12 protein-coding genes and 2 pseudogenes are annotated in these 17,206 nt (G+C 43.6%); 4 read left to right on the top strand and 10 right to left on the bottom strand.

Annotated features, from left to right (window positions below; all coding sequences use genetic code 11):
- Positions 1–116 precede the first annotated feature (116 nt).
- Positions 117–697: pseudogene (locus K5677_RS02270) on the top strand (NAD-dependent epimerase/dehydratase family protein); the annotation flags it as partial.
- Positions 698–1,306: 609 nt separating this feature from the next.
- A pseudogene (locus tag K5677_RS02265) lies at positions 1,307–1,465 on the top strand (IS3 family transposase); the annotation flags it as partial.
- An 88-nt stretch (positions 1,466–1,553) separates the two neighbouring features.
- Here K5677_RS02265 and K5677_RS02260 read toward each other — a convergent pair.
- The 3 genes from K5677_RS02260 to K5677_RS02250 all read right to left on the bottom strand — a co-directional run bounded on the left by K5677_RS02260 (position 1,554) and on the right by K5677_RS02250 (position 5,948).
- Positions 1,554–2,780: a HipA domain-containing protein gene (locus tag K5677_RS02260; protein ID WP_296724173.1), complete on the bottom strand. Its 1,227-nt coding sequence runs from the start codon at positions 2,778–2,780 to the stop codon at positions 1,554–1,556.
- A 374-nt stretch (positions 2,781–3,154) separates the two neighbouring features.
- A complete protein-coding gene (locus tag K5677_RS02255; protein WP_296724170.1) occupies positions 3,155–4,882 on the bottom strand; it encodes a S41 family peptidase in 1,728 nt (575 codons plus the stop codon).
- Between the two features lie 283 nt (positions 4,883–5,165).
- On the bottom strand, positions 5,166–5,948 hold the full coding sequence (locus K5677_RS02250) for a hypothetical protein (RefSeq protein WP_296724168.1): 783 nt from the start codon (positions 5,946–5,948) through the stop codon (positions 5,166–5,168).
- 537 nt (positions 5,949–6,485) lie between these two features.
- Here K5677_RS02250 and K5677_RS02245 point away from each other — a divergent pair.
- A complete protein-coding gene (locus K5677_RS02245; RefSeq protein WP_296724165.1) occupies positions 6,486–6,659 on the top strand; it encodes a hypothetical protein in 174 nt (57 codons plus the stop codon).
- A gap of 334 nt (positions 6,660–6,993) precedes the next feature.
- Positions 6,994–8,139: an endo alpha-1,4 polygalactosaminidase gene (locus K5677_RS02240; protein WP_296724163.1), complete on the top strand. Its 1,146-nt coding sequence runs from the start codon at positions 6,994–6,996 to the stop codon at positions 8,137–8,139.
- 218 nt (positions 8,140–8,357) lie between these two features.
- On the opposite strand, the gene K5677_RS02235 is transcribed toward K5677_RS02240, so the two are convergent.
- The 7 genes from K5677_RS02235 to K5677_RS02205 all read right to left on the bottom strand — a co-directional run bounded on the left by K5677_RS02235 (position 8,358) and on the right by K5677_RS02205 (position 17,193).
- Positions 8,358–9,251 carry a hypothetical protein gene (locus K5677_RS02235; RefSeq protein ID WP_296724161.1) on the bottom strand — a complete coding sequence of 298 codons (894 nt, stop codon included), beginning with the start codon at positions 9,249–9,251 and terminating at the stop codon, positions 8,358–8,360.
- 46 nt (positions 9,252–9,297) lie between these two features.
- Positions 9,298–9,972, bottom strand: coding sequence for a CpsB/CapC family capsule biosynthesis tyrosine phosphatase (locus K5677_RS02230; RefSeq protein WP_296724159.1), 675 nt, complete (start codon positions 9,970–9,972; stop codon positions 9,298–9,300).
- Positions 9,972–11,561 carry a polysaccharide biosynthesis tyrosine autokinase gene (locus K5677_RS02225; RefSeq protein ID WP_296724157.1) on the bottom strand — a complete coding sequence of 530 codons (1,590 nt, stop codon included), beginning with the start codon at positions 11,559–11,561 and terminating at the stop codon, positions 9,972–9,974. Before K5677_RS02225 ends, K5677_RS02230 begins: the two co-directional genes overlap by 1 nt.
- Positions 11,562–11,975: 414 nt before the next feature.
- Positions 11,976–12,203 (bottom strand): hypothetical protein, encoded by a 228-nt coding sequence (locus tag K5677_RS02220; RefSeq protein WP_296724155.1) that lies wholly within the window; start codon positions 12,201–12,203, stop codon positions 11,976–11,978.
- Positions 12,204–12,221: 18 nt separating this feature from the next.
- A complete protein-coding gene (locus K5677_RS02215) occupies positions 12,222–12,644 on the bottom strand; it encodes a hypothetical protein (RefSeq protein WP_296724153.1) in 423 nt (140 codons plus the stop codon).
- Positions 12,637–15,591, bottom strand: a complete 2,955-nt coding sequence (locus K5677_RS02210; RefSeq protein WP_296724150.1) for a signal peptidase I — start codon at positions 15,589–15,591, stop codon at positions 12,637–12,639. Before K5677_RS02210 ends, K5677_RS02215 begins: the two co-directional genes overlap by 8 nt.
- A 27-nt stretch (positions 15,592–15,618) precedes the next feature.
- A complete protein-coding gene (locus tag K5677_RS02205; RefSeq protein ID WP_296724148.1) occupies positions 15,619–17,193 on the bottom strand; it encodes a hypothetical protein in 1,575 nt (524 codons plus the stop codon).
- Between the last annotated feature and the right edge of the window lie 13 nt (positions 17,194–17,206).

Here is a 17,206-nt window from a genome sequence, read left to right as displayed (position 1 = left end):
GCTGGAGATCGTTGTGGTCAAGGAAAATGGTACATGGAAAGTGCTGGATGCATTCATCCAGAGCGAAAGAAACGGTTGATTATAAAGATAACCACTTGTCGGGGAGGCGATCGTATGATAAGGTCGACAATCCTGTATCGCTATATGCAGCAACCAAGAAGTCGGACGAGCTTATTGCTCATGCTTATTCAAAGCTCTACAACATACCGTCCACAGGCCTGCGTTTCTTCACAGTCTACGGTCCGGCAGGCAGGCCCGATATGTTCTATTATTCCGCTACTAACACTTTAGCAAAAGACGGAACTATCAAGATTTTCAACTATGGTAACTGCAAACGTGATTTCACCTATATTGATGATATTGTCGAAGGTGTGTTCAGAGTTATGCAGGGAGCTCCGGAGAAGCAGAATGGCGAGGACGGACTCCCCCTCCCCCTTATGCAGTGTATAACATCGGCGGTGGAACTCCTGAGAACCTGCTTGACTACATCAGCACATTGCAGGAGGAGCTTGTGAACGCAGGTGTTCTTCCGGCTGACTACGACTTCGAATCACACAGAGAGCTTGTGGGAATGCAGCCCGGAGATGTGCCTGTGACCTATGCAGACTCTTCCGCTTTGGAAGCTGACTACGGCTTCCGACCAACTATCGGTATCCGTGAAGGTCTGAAAAAATTCGCTCAGTGGTATGCTGAATAATATAAATAATCGTAATGTTTACAGATAGATTTTCGTGACAAAAAGTCGGTTTTGGCATACAATATTTTGAAGGAAATTGAGGCAATTCGGATTCGTTTTTTCGTAGAAAAACGTATTCCAACCACTTGTTTACCACTTATTTGTACCAAAAGCTGCCAAAAATCACTTAAAGCTGCTAAAAGCGAAATCGTAAAATACCGCGAATTACAGCCATTTTCGCAATTTAGCAAAAATCACTAAAAGTGCTTCTACTTTTTCAATTCCCCTCGCCTCATAATCAGGACTCACAAATGGCTTAAAATAGGCATTTGTGGGCTCGCTTTTTTGACAAAAAACTGTCAACCACTTATTTTTTTATTTAACAATTAAATTGCTCCGCAGAGTTTGTTTCTCTGCGGTGAAGTTTTTGCCATTTTTAGCTCTGCACTTTCTTCTTTCGTCACCTCTTTAATATCTGATCTTTTCATAGATCTCCATTGCTATTGCCACTCCTTGTTCCTCCTGTACACGAGCTCTTTCTCTTATTATACAGGATTTTTATTTTTAGTGGCTCACTTTTTTATTATCATTTTGAGGCAATCTGGCTCAGTTTTATTTTAGCATACATAACTTAAGCAAGAAATATATTATGGCGTAGTATATTATAGCTATGAAGAACTGAAATCTGCAATAGAACGATACATAAAGTATTACAATGAGCACAGAATCAAAGAGAAACCAGGATGGATGAGTCCCGTACAACACAGGCTCAGTCTCTTGCATGCATAAAAAACAGCGTAGCAGCTAATTAACTGCTACGCTTACATAGTCTAACTTTTTGGGGTCACGTCATATTTTTGACGGTCTCCTTTTTGCTTTATTCCATTTTCATTCCGTAGCTCTCAGCTACATCTTCTTCAACATCACCCTCGGTGGAGAAGATGTCATAGCTTTGTGTATGGCTCATCGCCATGCTTGCAACAGCTTCTATCCTGTTTCTGACCTCGGCAGCTATAGTCTTCGCACGTTCGGTATCAATATACTGAGCCGCCTTATCATCGCTGAACACTTCAAGTATCTCATCTTCGATGCCGTCAAGCTTTGAAGCCTCGAACCATTCAAGGGAGGATACAAGTTTTATCTGCTCGCCGTGTGTTTTCTTGAATGGCTTACAATTAACACCATTGATTGGTATTCGTGAAGTTAACCTATCATACCAGAGTGATGTTCCGCTGTCGAATATGGGAGCAGCACCAAGCCATTCAAGGGTATTAGCATCACGCAGAAGTCCGAAGTTATTGAAGTGCCTGTCCTCGTTTGCTATAATATAGTCGAGAACTATCATCTTGTCAATGGAAGAAACTATATCTATCCCGAGTTCCCGACAGATATTAACGTAGTGAAGGTATTCATTTTCATGATTTGCTTTTGTTCTCAATTGGAGTACTCTCCATGCACTGATGAGTTCAGTATCCTTCGTTACAAAATCCTCGCACACACTGTATGGTTCATCATTTATCCACGTTACCGAATAAGGCACATGATCTATTCCAAGTCTATTCATTATTTTTGAAGCGATAACCTCATTGAAGGTCTGCTGACTATATGGATTGGAGCCTGATTTCAAAAGACAACGTTTGCCGTCAATGATCTTCCAGCGTTTTTTCAGATTACCGTCAGAAGTATTATCCGGCGACAGAAAATCGAATCCAGCATTCTTATCACTTGTACCGAAAAGAACATCACCTATATCATCTGAGAAATCGTTGTCAAAGAAATTTACATCTTCCCAGGTCATATCGCTTCCGTAAGGCTTTATCCAGTAATGATCAGATAAGCTGAGTCCGAGACATTTGGTGAGGAGCAGATTAGAGCTTGCGATACCAAGTGTATCAAGCATATCTGATAGTCCCATTCTGCTCGCCGGTATAGAACGTCCAGTCCACCACTGATTGAATGCAAACCTGTCAATAGTCTCATTTTGGCGCTGCATACGAACAACTCCCACAGGAAGATGCTCTTTAGATATGATACCCCTGATTTTGGATATTCCACCAAGTGTTTCATCGATATCAATGTCAGCAACCGCTATATTCTTATGCATAAGAGTATATCTCAACGTTCTCACCTCGCTCGCTTTTTCAATTATACCATACATCCGATACAAAATCAAGCATTATCTTCCGCCGGCTGAACCAAGCATCATAGCCTTATATTTCGGTGATTTCGCCATATGAAGCAGTGAAAAAAACGCACCAGAGCTACACAATAAATTACAGTTCGTATATTGAGTTTTGCTTTTAATGCAAAATATACAAAAGGAGCTCCGTCGGGATATGACCACTTATTTTGAGCGACTGTATTCAGTTTTTTTCGTAAGAGCGTAGAGGAAGTCGCTGATGAAATAGCGAACACCTACGCCGAGGAAGTGCAGGCGATTATGATTACAAAAATATATGAAATATCAGTAATAAATACTCATTCTGCATTATCTTCAATATACTTTACAACCCAATCCAGTTCATAATCTTGGTTGTCATGGAATATCTTCATCGCTGCGTCGTGATCGAATGGGATATGTACTTCAACAGGGTTGCGGCTTTCACGGTCTGATCCGGTGTCGATGTTAGGCTCGCCGTTTTCGTTCAGGACCAGACCTGTTGGATAATAAACTGTCACAATGCCGCCTGACAAAGTACTTATACCTCCCGTTTCCTGATTGCAGCCGCACGGATCGGTAATACCTGCGACTGTAACATTCGGCAGCTTTGAAAGATACAGCGACAAGCCGTCACCTGCACTGCAGCATTCATAATTGGTCAGTGCAACTACTTTAAGTTTTGTAAATTCGCCCGTTCCGTGTATTTTGTGATCGGATACGCAGATGTACTTTCCATCTTTTCGTATTCCCAGTCCCTGACCGTACCAGTCCATGTCCGTCAGCAGATCACACAGCGCTATGGCTATTTCGTCGAAGCCGCCCTCATTGTTACGCAGGTCAATAACAAGATATTCCATTCCCTGTGTTCTCAGATCATTCAGCTTTTCACGGAACATATCCCTTGCATACTTCTGATCACCTGTCAGATAGCCGACATAGTCCTGAAATGATGAACCCATTGTTTCCGCTGTCACTTTGAGATAACCACACTTATCATCGAGCATTTTTGTGCTGAAGTTTTCCTCCAGCAGTTTATCATAATCGATCGGCAGTTCAAGACCTTTGAAAGCAGCCATTGCCTCCATCTTTGTTTTCACGCCGCCCTTGTCGGACACAGTGACCGTCTGCTCACTGCCGTTTTTGTCTATGAAAGACACTTCAAGCGTATCGCCGCCCACAAGGTCAAGGTTCATCACATCGATCATTTCCTCATTGGTCTTTACGGGTGTACCGAGATCCGGAACATCTTCCTCGGCTGCCTGCAAAACGGGCTTGCCGTTCCATTTTGTGATAACAGTTCCGTCCTCTATGCCGAGGGCGTTTGCTGTTTCATCGGTGCATACGGCTATGACCTCGCCGCTGTCCAGCTTAACTGTAGCAAAGCCGTAATCGTGAGGAGTAATGACCGACTTGTAATCCTCGTCATCAAAATCGGCTTCGCCCCCGATATGTCCGTCATGCATTTCAGTGCAGAACATCATTACGGCATCAGCAAACTTCCCGGGACTTTTTTCCTTTTCGGCTTGCTCGACCATAGGCATATACTTTTCTTCAAGTGCCGAAAAATCGACTTCTTTCCACTCTTTCAGGACATAGTGTTCGTCCATATCCTTGACCAGTGAATGGAATGATTCGGTATAGCTTTCCCTTGTATGATTGAAAATATTTGGCGAGATCGCACTGAAATAAAAACCGCAAAGGCAGGACAAAATGCCCGTCAGCACAGCGGTTATACGGTAGCCTGTCTTTCGTTTTGCAAACAGCATGGGTATCAGGGCAAGCACTGCGATGATATACATCACAAAGAACCCGCCGAGAAATATTATCGGTGCGCCGACAACATATATGAAAGCATGAACACCGCAAATCACCAGCGGCACAAGACAAAACAGCCGCCATAATTTCAGCTTCTTCAAGTCATCCTTCCATATGTGATGAAGTACCGCAAGGATCAGCATAGTGAGCAGTACAGCCGCACACCATACGATATGGGTTACATTAACCGTGGCAAAAATATGGCGGAGTGTATCAAAAACATTTTTCATAAGATACTGCCTCAGATGATTTTTATTTTAGCAGGCAAATCAGGTTTCTGCCCACCACTATCAGTAATTATACATCATCACCGCCAATAAGTCAATCACATATCAACAGAAAGAAAAATATTTTTACATCAGAAAGGATACAATAATATGACCAAATATGTTATATCCGTGTTTCTACGGAACATCAGCAAACAGCTCCGGGAGCGCAAAACTCTCAGAGCTGTTTTATTACATATATATCCGAAACAATACAGCCGTACTTAACGGTACGTTTCTGACATCTTTATTTTTCGTATGCCGAAGCAAAGTCAAAATGAACAGAGCTCCAGTCAAACTCCTCGAAGGAATCGACCTTCTTGTAGTATGCAGAGGTAATTGTTCCGTCTTCTTCCGCAGACTGAACAAGTATTCTTCCATCATCTGTCATTTGCAGCAGCATTTGCTTTGGAGGAGGCCCCTGCACTGCGGCGGCTTCACTTGCGCCGCCGGCTGCCTGCACACTCTTGGGAGGTCCCACAGGAATAGTCACAGCGGCGTTCAGCGCACCGTTTTCAAAGGTGTATGTCATAGGAAGCTCAGTCTCATCAGCCCGGGAACCGCTCTGACCTGCTGCGTCCGCAGCCTGTGGAGCACCGCCCTGAGGTCCATCGCTTATGACAACGGGGTCAATGTTTACGAAGTTTCCGCTGCCTTCCTCGGCTATCACAAGATGACCTGTCGCAGACACAGGAACACCGCAGATGCTGTCATAGGCGATGTTGTCCTTTGCCATGACATCAGCTTGCCATAATCCAATGAAGTCCGCTTCAGCTGCAGCTGTGGGGGTGCATTCGGGCATATTCACATAATGAAGGTGTTTGGATTCATCATATTCAGCATCAAGATTGAATTCCACCTCCGGCGGACCTTCCTGCGGAGGGACGTTGTTTTCCGTAGTGCTTTCGGCAGCCTTGGTCACAGCAGGTATATCTTTAGTTGGAACGCTATTTTTTTTGGAGTCCGAGCAGCCGTATGCGCTGATCGCTATCATTAATGCCGCAACGCCTATACTTATTTTTTTATTCATTGTTCTTACCTCCTTAATGCAAAATAAACAAATGAAGCTCCGTCGGGATCTGACCACTTATTTTGAGCAGCCGAATTCATCTTTTGACGTAGAATAGAGCCATTCCAACCACTTGTTTACCACTTATTTGTACCAAAAGCTGCCAAAAATCACTTGAAGCTGCTAAAAGCGAAATCGTAAAATACCGCGAAATACAGCCATTTTCGCATTTTAGCAAAAACCACCAAAAGTCCTTCTACTTTTTCAATTCCCCTCAGCCTCCACCAATTGAAAATGCGTATTTTTAAAGTAAAAAAGACGCATGAAAAAAGCCGTAGATACGTTAAACAGCGTATTACGGCTTTTCTGTTTTCTCAGATATATGCACTTTTGTTCAGCGAGGGTAGAAACTGATGATATCCGACGCATTTTGTGTCTCTGAAAACTGAAATCGTCTACCCGCAAAAAAGTGCGACAGAAACGGTTTCCTGACTTTCCGATTCTCACTTCATCGTGAACGTGTCCGACGATGTCCATGTCCTTCATAGCCGCCATAGCGTGCAGCAGAAGGTCTCTTGCAATGCCCTGCGTGATGTTCTCGACCAGCTTTGCGCCATAAGTCCTAAGACGCAGCCACTTCTTGTTGTCTCCGATGCCCTCATAGGTGATGATCGTCTTGCCGTTGTCGTCCTTCTCTACCTTTGGTCTGACGTAAGCAAGTCTGCGACCTGACGGCAGCTCAATGAAAATTTCACCATATATATTATATCACTATTCTGACATCGTGTCAATACACTTTGAGCAAATAACAGAAATTTATTATATCATAAAGCGAAGCGTTATGATGTAACCGACTGAAGAATTTAATACATTCCTCCATGTCACATAACAGGCAGCTCTTACGATTATTTATTATAGAAGCTCACTTCAGCTCCCTATGCACGGCAAAAATGTGTTTCATGGAATGGTGGGGATGTGAATACAAACTATGGACAAGCCGATGCATTGGAAAATGATATGGTGATCTCTTTGATCACTAAAAAACATCTCAGAAAAGAGGATAACAATGAAAGTTAACAAGATAATCAGCTTAATATCATCAGCAGCTTTATGCTGCACGGCAGCAATGGGCATTTCAGGGAATATATCTGCAGAAGCCGCAGATATAAAATATGAGTACGGTGTTTTTCTCGGTGCAGATCCTGAGGATATATCAGATATGGAAAGCTATCACAAGATAGTTATTGATGCACAGTATTTCTCAAAGGAAGAGATAAGCAAGCTTAAAGAATCGGGACATATCATTTACAGTTACATCAATCTTGGTTCTGTTGAAGAATTCCGCCCATACTTCAAGACATATGAAAAGTTTTCTCTCGGTGTATATGAAAACTGGGATGATGAAAGATGGGTAGATGTCTCTCAGAAAGAATGGCAGGAATTTGTTGTAGACAAGCTTGCAAAAAATATACTTGACACAGGCGTTGACGGACTTTTTGTCGATAACTGTGATGTTTACTATAATTTCCAAACCGAAAAGATCTACAACGGAGTTACTGATATTCTCAAGGGTTTCAAAGCCTATGATACTTACGTTATCATCAATGGCGGCGACACCTATGTAAGAGAATATGCAAAAAAGAATAAAAATCTTGACGCAGTTATGGACGCTGTTAATCAGGAATCTGTTTTCAGTGCTATAAACTGGAAAAACAAGTCATTCACAAAGAATAAGGATTCGGAAAGAAAGTATTTTCAGGAGTATTGCAAGCTTGTGGATGATAACGGCAAAGATGTTTATCTCCTTGAATATACAAAAGACACCAAGCTTATAGCGTCTATAAAAGATTATTGCACCGAGAACAACTATACATACTATGCTTCTGATACACTTGACCTGAAAACTCCCGGACAGGAAGCAGGTTCACAGTTGCTGAAAACGACAGTTGAAGCGTCTTTGCCAGGTGATGCAAATCTGGATAATAACGTTGATCTTTCGGACGCTGTACTTATAATGCAGGCACTTGCGAATCCCGATAAGTACGGACTTGAAGGCAGCGACAAGAGCCATATGACCGTGCAGGGTTCAAAAAACAGTGACGTAGAGGGCAATAACGGAATAACAGCAAATGATGCTCTGATGATCCAGAAGTATCTTCTCGGACTTGTACCGTCGCTCCCTGTTTTTTCACAAGCCGGTGTTCAGAAATAATGATCGTTAAAGTATAGCGGCATAAAAATCTCCCCTTCCTATGCTCGGCATAAGTTGGGAAGATCATCTTTTTTCCTTTATTTTATCATCGATAAGCGGCTGTACGAGATCGCTGATGTTTTATAATCATTTTCGCGAGCACACTTAACAGACATGGCACGTTCTTATGTCACACGTACTCTGATAAGGCGTTTATTGAGGTCACATTTATTACATTATCATTCTTCATGTGTATTTCTTCTGAAGATAATATTGTCTCCACTATGTTCTTTTTTATCATTCCAGCGGATAGAGTTTCCTTCAAGCGTGAACTCCGCTGATCCATCGGTATACTCAACGGTCCTTTCAGGTCCTGCCCCCGCTTCCTTGTACTCAACATATGTCAGTGTACCATTTCCGTCGCATATGAGACGGTCCGTATCAAAGATAAGAGGATAATCCCATTCAGCGTATGAAGCAGCACTGTCCGACCACGTTATGAGTGCATGGAATATGCCCTCTCCCCTGTCTTCAATGGATAATCTTGCACGTTCACACTGCCATTTTCCTTCATATGCTTCTTCGGGTCCCCGTCCGTCATCACTTATGCCGCCGTCACCATAGAGTCTGGCATAATGAGGTTCACCGCCATTGCCCATGTAAATATCGGTCTTGAACTCTTCGCCATCATCTGCAAACGCCATATAAAGCTCGCCGCTGTCAAGATACATACAGTAAATATAATTGTTGATCTCTGTATCGAGCACTCGCTTTATATATCCCTTGTTTTCCAATAATCCGCTGGCATAATATGCGGCAAACTTACCGTCCTCTGTTATATTCAGAGAAGCCGCACCCGGATCTCCGTCAATATACCAGTAGCCTGCGATACCTGCATAATTCTCAGCCTTTTCTGATCCCGCAGCTGTTGTCTCTGCCGAAGTTGTGCTTTCTGTTTTCTTTGTCGTTGATACTGCAGTCGCAGTCGTAGATGTCGTTGTATCAGTTGTTGTTTCGGCAGCAGTTGCAGTTACCTTTTCCGATACTGTTGATGCAGGCTTATCAACATCACGTCCACATGATGTCAGCGCTGCAATTGAAACAAGAAATGCTATAATACATATCTTTTTCATTTTTCCTCCTGAGTCATAATCTTAGTGTCTGAAACGCTCAATACACTCAAAGCAGATATCTGTCCAGGATTCCATCTGAAAGCTCAATGACATCCGGTTTGACCTTCTTTTTCAGCAAGTCCCAGTTAGGCTTACGGTCATCAAGGTTATGCGCATCGCTTCCGAAAGCAAATCTCTTCTCGTCAGCGATTATACGTTTTACAAGCTTCTTTTCTCTCCAGCCTGCAAACGCCTCATTATTTATCTGCATTACAGCCTTGGTCGAGAGAATACCTTCAAGCTCGTCCTTGCTGTAGTATTCAAGGTAACGATGAATATGTGCCAGCATTACCTTTAAATTGAATTCTGCGCCAATGTTATATATCTCCTCTGACATCCACTTTGAATACGCTCTGTAAGGGAGTTCAAGGAGTATCATTCTTGTGCCTTCGACAGCAAGCTTTTCAATATCTGCAAGTTCGGAAATGCCGTTCTCAATAGCCACTTCCGCTCCGAGATATATCTCTTTGACCGCCGCCTTATCCCTGATCTTATCAAAGGCAGCCTGTCTTTTTTTAAGGAACTCTGCCACAGACTTTTCCCTGTGAGCGTAGAAATGTGAAGTTGCTACAATTCGCTCAACGCCCTGAGCCTTCATCATTTCAATCATAGCAAGCGAAGTTTCAACATCTTTAGCTCCGTCATCTATCCCCGGAAGAATGTGGCAATGGTACTCAGTCATTATTTTTTGCCTTTCTTTTTACCGCCGTTATTCTTAGGTGCATTATAAGATGTCTGCTTCTTTGATGTTTTACTTCCGGCTGTCTTCGGCTCTGCAGTTTCTTCATCATCTGTATCCGGCTTAGCTCCGTAATAACCGCCGTAGCCGTAGCCCTTCTTGTAGTAGTACTTGTTCTTATATTTATACTTTGAATAGTATCCGCTTTTCTTTGTCTTAACATAGTTCATGATAAAGCCAAGCATATTCATCTGCGCGAATTCTACCTTTTTGATAGTATCCTCAACATCTTCTGTAGTAGTACAGCCATATCTGAGAACCACAATGATACCCGAGCTGTATTTTGCAAGCTCCATAGCGTCTGTAACAACATTTACTGGCGGAGTGTCAATAAGTATCATGGAATATTCCTGGCTGAGCTTTTCAAGTATAGCTCCCATGTTTTCCGAAGCGAGGAGCTCCGATGGGTTTGGCGGCACAGGACCTGAAGTCATAACGTCAAGGTTTTCCATAACGCCCTTTTGTATACATTCTTCAACGCCGTTCATTTTACTTATAGCAGAAGAAAGTCCCTTTTTATTCTTAAGACCGAATATCTTATGCTGAACTGCCTTACGCATATCAGCATCTATGAGAAGCACCTTATTGCCGCCCTGTGCAAGAGCGATAGCAATATTAGCAGATGTCGTTGACTTGCCCTCGCCAGGATTTGCGGAAGAAACTTCAAATATCTTCTTCTCAACTGTGGAAAGCGCAAACGTTACGTTTGTGCGAATTGACTTGTAGCTCTCAACAATATTGAAAGGAACGTCCTTATCCGTAAGCTTGACATAGTCATTTTCATCGCTTGACTTCTTTTTCTTTTCATTGCCGAAAGCAGCGATCTCGCCGATAATAGGCTTCTTGAACTCTTTACCGATGGCATCGGTATCCTTGACAGTGTTATCAAAGAAATCAATGAGAAAGATTATCATGCAGGCAAATGCAAGCGCTCCTAATGCGCCCAGTGCTGCATTCTTTTTCATATTCGGTGCAACAGGAGTATTATATACCTTCGCAACATCTATGGTATTTATCGAGCCGACGCCGACCGCTTCCTCAACGTAATCGGGAGCGACCTCTGTAAGATCATTGCAAACTGCCGCAGACACTTCAGCATTCTTTGTAGTTGCCACGATCTTTACAGCAGATGTATCTGTAACTGAACTGATCGAAAGGCAATTGCGTATAGATGACGGTGATATTTTACCGTCAGCAAAAGAAAAACACTCAATGAGACGATCTTCACCGAACTGCTCCTTCAGACGGGCCCCCACTGCATTCATAACAGCGTCGTCCTTAAGAACCTCCATATATGTATTTACCAGCTGCTTTGAGTTGGAGATATTGTTCTGCAGATTTGCATTTTCTGTAATACCAGTGTAGCTCTGAACATACATGGAAATGTGAGAAGAGTATTCCAGCGGCAAAACAAATTTAGAAAAACAGAAAGCTGCCAGTCCGCCGATTATCGTAACTGCTATCAGCAGCCAGATCTTGCTTAAAAACAGCGATATGATGTCCTTTATTGAGTATCCTTCTTCATTCTTCATTATTGTAATATCCTTTCCCCTAAACAAAATTAAAAATATTAAGCCCAATAATTCACTAATATTATGCCAAGAGTTTATATTTTTGCTAACAGCCCGACTGATTTATACCAATCGTAAAAACATCTATGAACTTTGTATGATTATTATTCAGAAGCTATATGCTTAATTATATCATAAAATAGCCTTAATTACAATACTCAAAAAGTATTTTGTTGAATATAAACAAAACAGCTATAGCCGTGATATGTTTTTGAACGTTTTCAATAATTCTGTCATATACCAGTATTTTACTTTGTATATACGCAGATAAAATGTACCTTTTGTATAACAGTGGCTTGCTTTTTATTCGCTTCAGCTTGCTATTATCACATCCACAGAAAAGGACGTCCCATTTTTATGGAACGTCCTTGTTTATTATCCTAGAGACCTGAGCTTCTTCTGAAGCTCTATCATATGATTTCGGCAGGCGGTTATCTCGCCCGTGTACTTGTTGAACCACTCTACGTCCATTTCATCAGGCTGTTCCTGCAAAAGGATCGCCTGTACCAAAGCTGACTGTGAACGCGAGCGCTTTCGCTCGATCTCCTTAATAGTGCTCATGCAGAGCTTTATTTCCTTTTTAAGACGGCTTTTTTCGCCCATTATAAACCCTCCTCTGCACTAATATCCTTTTTTATCCACCGAGCCGACTACTGCCGAGACTTCATCATAGCCCTTATCCAGCTCGTCAATAATATCACTGACTGCTGTTTTCAGTTCTTCAAGCTTCGTTTTCATCTGCTCGGGATACTTCATAAGACACGCGGTTATTTCATTGATCGCTTTCTTTTTGTCTTCGGGACAGTTCATAAGGAATACAAATGAATTCGCCGCGCTCATGTCGCTGAGGATACGTCTGTATCTCAGCTCCATATCGCCCTCGCCGTTTATGTAGGAATCTATGTCGGTAACGACCTTCACAAGATTCGCTTTATACTGCTTGCGGTATGTTTCCTGTACTCTCCTGGTCTCATCTATATAGAGTGCGATGAATACAAGAAGAGCAGCAAATGTTATCAGAAAGAGTATGATCGCTCTAATCATTCTCCTTTTCATCAGTTTCTCTTGATTCAATCGTATTCACCTCGTTTTCGGGCTCGAAGCCTATCTCCTCAAGGCGTTTCTTCTCCTTTTCGATAGCCTCACGCATTGCAGCCCTGCGTCTTTCCTCCGGAGTGAGTCTTTCCTTTTCTGCTGCCTCTCTGCCTATCTTTACAACAGTCTTTGCCTCGTAAAGGGAAATCAGCAGCATCGGTATCACTACCAGAAGAAGCAGAAGCTTCTTGGCGTTCATGAAGGAACTGACCCATATAAAGAATCTCGCCTTGCCTGTGTATTTTCCGACTATTTTGTTCTGTGGAACAGCTACCGTATCGGAAACAGGATTGGCATCGCCCTTTGTGATATAGCTTCCGTCAGCCTCCCTGCTCACTATCCTGTGAGTTACAAGAAGTCCGCGGATATCGCTCTGCTCCGAGTAGAATGAGATAATGTCGCCCTCTGAGAGTTTATCGGTATCGGTCTTTTCAACGATAATATAGTCGCCTACGTGTATTGAAGGTTCCATACTTCCCGTTACCACTTTGAGAATACTCTTGCCGAAAATATTTACTGCTCTGCCCCGTGATGAGCAAACCATTACATAAATAACGAATGCAAGAGCGATCGCAGTTATAACAGCAACTATGATATTTGCTATCCTGTTAGCTCCGTCGTCCTTTTCGGCAGTTTTTATATCCTCATTGGCTATGCTTGCCTCGCTCTCGCGGATACTCTTTTCGATCTCAAGCTTATCCTTTTTGTGCTCATTGATCACAAGGGCTATCTTCTTTACTGCACTTACGTGATACTCTCTGTAAAGTCTCTTCATCTCAAGATCGATAGCCTTCTGCTCCTCGGGAGTTCTCTTAGGCGGAGTATATGCCGGCTTCGGCTTGTTTTTGTCAGCCTTGCGCCTCTTGCGCTTGAACTTCATATCTCCGACGAATCTCAGGAAATCGTATTTTACACTGCGGGCGTACTTCCTGTAGTACACCTCCATATCCTGACGTTCCTGCTTTTCGTGCTCCTTGAGTTCAAGCTTCCGCTTTTTATCGGCAAGTATCTGTCGATACCTCGGGTTATCAGTATCCTCCGGCACGATACCCAGTACAACAGCAAAGAAATGCCGTATAAGTCTTATCAAGACGTATATAGGATTCCACGAATATTCGCGGTATATCTCCTTGAATGGCTTGCTTTCGAGTCGTTTTCTCTCGGCTTTGAGACGCTGAGCCCGTTCTGCCTCGGCTCGTTCCTTTTCCAGTCTCTGCTGCTCCAGCTTCTTTCTTGCCGCAACAGCTCTCGGATCCTCAAATTCTTCGCCCTCAGCCTCTTCCTCCATTTCAGCTCTGGCCTCAGCGATCTCTTCATCAGTGACCTCGCTGTAAGCCTGCTTCCGGAGTTCTTCCTCATCCGGCTCGTTTTTATGGAGAGCCTCCTCATCGAGACCTTCCGCCTCGCCAAGCTCATTTCGAGCCATTTCCTTATTCTGCTTGATACGTTCACGCTCGGCAGCGATACGTTCTTCTTCCTCGCGTTTCAGGCGCTTTTCTTCTTCCCTGAGCCGTATCTCCTCCAGACGGGCAAGACGCTCCTCTTCAAGCCGCTGGCGCTCCCGCTCCTCTGCTTCCTGCTCGGCGCGTTTCTTTTCCAGCATTTCCTGAACTCTGCGTTCTTCCTCTTCCTTTTCGAGCCTGATACGCTCCAGTTCGGCGAGTCTTGCCTCCTCGATACGCTGCTGCTCGGCAAGTCTTGCTTCCTCCTCCTGCCGTCGCTTTTCTTCCTCAGCCCTTGTCTGTTCAAGCTCGGCGAGATACGCCGTTTCAATCTTTATGATCTCGGAAAGCTGCTCGAACATTACGTTAAGGTCAACAGGCAGGCGCTTTTCAAACCTGTAGGTACCCTCTGAAGCAATATAGCCTGCTGTAGTCTCTGAGGATACGCTGTAATCAGCCGCCAGCTCCTTGTCGAATTTCTTCAGGAACTTAGGCGCCATAGGCTTAGAGGTATGTGATTTCAGCTCCTTCAGCTTATCCTCGCTGTCTTTGTTCATATATGAGCGGAACAGCAGAAGATTCAGTACCACCAGCTTGTAGAAGTCATCAACGTAATCCTGCTGCGGCTGGACTGCGGTATTCTGTACGTTTATCTCGTAGCCCACCTTATCATAGCTCTCGATATACTGCCACAGAGTAAGACAAGCTTTCAGGTCTACGTTTTTCATGATAGCGTTGGTACGCATTACAGGCGGTCGGATATAGGTGTTTCCGAGAGCCCTGCAAAGCTCCGAGCCCTTGTAGCCCTCAATAGCTGTTTTCAGCTTTTCCACTCGCTGCCATACGGTATAGCCGTTGGCGTCGTATGAGTCAAGGCTGTCCACGGTCTCTATCTTTACGTCTATCTTCATTTTTCCGCCTGCGCCGTCATCTACCACGGTATCATATCCCAGCGAGAAAACCTCCTCATCACGGGATACCTGCGCAAGCTTTTCGTATCTTGTGTTTATGAATATGTAAAGTCTGTCTATGAGAGTATTGACGAACTTATTCTCATAGGTGAAAAGACTTTCCTCCTTATGTACATTGAGTATCTTTGAGGGGGTTATCTTTCCTGTTTTCTTGTCAATGCTCTGTATAAGATCAGTATGCTGTGCTAAATGCTTTACCGATTCAACTGTAGTTTTCCTCGAAAGCGCTATGGGCACTATCTCCTCCACGTCCTCAATGGTCTTACGCGGATTTCTCAGGAAATTATCCACATGGGTTATCCCGTTTTCGATAGCCTCTACCCAGGATACATCTATCGCCTTCTCCATTATCTTCCTGTTGAAGGCGAAGGTGTTCCGGCTTGAAGTCAGCAGAGAATCAAGTGCCTGATATAACTCATCACTGCCGAAGGTCTCGGAAAGCGTCTCAAACTGCTCGTACCATTTGCTGTATAAGTCGTTCACTTGTTTCTCACCTGCTCTTTATCCGAATCAGAACAGCTTCTGGAGTCTTTCAAGATAAGCTATAGATTCGTTCATCTTATTCTTTCCGAAGGTCTTGGTCATGTAAGCACAGAGCTCACGGAGCTCCTCTCTCAGCATCGCAAGGTTGAGTGACTCAAACTTTCGGAATATCTTTGTTGCGAGAATGTAGTCGATACCGTCCAGCTCGTCGCCGCCGCAGGCTACATATACGGGAACAAAGAGGTTCATCTGCTTGAGGATACGGTTACCGAAGGCAACTCTCAGCTTTTCGATTACCCAGAGGTCAAGCTGCTGTATCTTCTTGAGATTTTCCTGTGAGATCGGGTACTTGTCGAACGCCTCCTTGAACAGCTTATCAAGATGATCAAAGCCTAAGTTCATAGGCGGTGTGTCAGGAGCATCAAATGCTACGCCCTTGGTATCAAGATTGATAGGCTGAGCACGGTCGTATACCTTATCAGAAATAGCAAAGGTAGAGTCGTCGTTATTAGCAGTACCTATGTACCAGATATTCTGAGGGATAACTATCTTGCCCTTGTCAAGCTTTACAGGATCGGTGCTCCATACGTTAGGAACGATATCAAGCTCCCACTCGTCAGCGTTAGGCATTTCGAGGATAGAAAGCATTTCTGCGAAGTAATACTCGACACGGGCGATGTTCATCTCATCGAGAAGGATAAGGTTTACATCATTGTTATAGCCCGATGAATATATTCTTTTAAGCACTTCTGTTTCGTTGAAGTTCTTGGTAAATTCGTTGAAGTATCCGAAAAGCTCCGTCCTGTCACGCCATGAAGGCTGTACAGAGGCGATAGTGGTATCCACCTGCAAGAACTTACCGAACGAGTACGGAAGTGAGGTTTTACCTGTACCTGAGATACCCTGGAGGATAATGAGCTTTGTAGAAGCCATACCTGCCATAAAGAGCCATATTATCTTAGGCTCATAATAAAGGTGCATTCTCGAGCAGGCGAAATTGCGGAAGTTTTCGCAAATGCCGGGAAGGTCGATCTCATTGTCATACGCAGGCGGTTCATAGGTCTTGTAGAAGGTATCCACCTCGATAAGCTTTGAGAATCTGTGCTCATTTGTCTGGATAACGCCGCTTTCAACAACAGCAGGCGCAGCAGCCTCTCCGCCCTCTGCTCCCTCGGCAGCCATAGTACCGTCTGCAAGGGAAAGAACACCTGAGCCGGCGGGAAGTCCCATCTGAGCGACCTTCATAGCCATTATTTCGTCCTTTTCCTTTGTCATCTTCAGCACCTTTCGCTGAAGCTCACTTATCTCCTCGAGAAGGTCCTCATTGCTGACGATAGAGTGACGGAAACGGATATATTTCCTTATTCCGAGGATTATCATCATGAGTATCAGAGCATAGATAGCTATGACTATAATGATAGCCAGTATTGACAGTATCCAGCTGAGAGCACTGTAATCCTGGGAATGCTCCTTAAAGATATTTATATAGTTTTTTATATTGAATATCTGCTTTATTCCTCGCCCGAAGCCCTTTACGATATCCGCATAGCCCTTGAGCATTTCAGAAATAAAAGCAAAAAACCATTTCAAGAATTCATTCATAATATACTCCGAA

Source organism: Ruminococcus sp., assembly GCF_024684275.1.
Note: the sequence above shows the minus strand (reverse complement) of the source record. Positions and strands in the feature narration are given on the sequence as shown.

Coding starts and splice junctions, on each gene's coding strand:
- K5677_RS02220 (WP_296724155.1), bottom strand. CDS start 12,203: ATGGGCGAAAAAAGCCGTCTTAAAAAGGAAATAAAGCTCTGCATGAGC.
- K5677_RS02250 (WP_296724168.1), bottom strand. CDS start 5,948: ATGAATAAAAAAATAAGTATAGGCGTTGCGGCATTAATGATAGCGATC.
- K5677_RS02240 (WP_296724163.1), top strand. CDS start 6,994: ATGAAAGTTAACAAGATAATCAGCTTAATATCATCAGCAGCTTTATGC.
- K5677_RS02225 (WP_296724157.1), bottom strand. CDS start 11,561: ATGAAGAATGAAGAAGGATACTCAATAAAGGACATCATATCGCTGTTT.
- K5677_RS02235 (WP_296724161.1), bottom strand. CDS start 9,251: ATGAAAAAGATATGTATTATAGCATTTCTTGTTTCAATTGCAGCGCTG.
- K5677_RS02230 (WP_296724159.1), bottom strand. CDS start 9,972: ATGACTGAGTACCATTGCCACATTCTTCCGGGGATAGATGACGGAGCT.
- K5677_RS02205 (WP_296724148.1), bottom strand. CDS start 17,193: ATGAATGAATTCTTGAAATGGTTTTTTGCTTTTATTTCTGAAATGCTC.
- K5677_RS02255 (WP_296724170.1), bottom strand. CDS start 4,882: ATGAAAAATGTTTTTGATACACTCCGCCATATTTTTGCCACGGTTAAT.
- K5677_RS02260 (WP_296724173.1), bottom strand. CDS start 2,780: ATGCATAAGAATATAGCGGTTGCTGACATTGATATCGATGAAACACTT.
- K5677_RS02215 (WP_296724153.1), bottom strand. CDS start 12,644: ATGATTAGAGCGATCATACTCTTTCTGATAACATTTGCTGCTCTTCTT.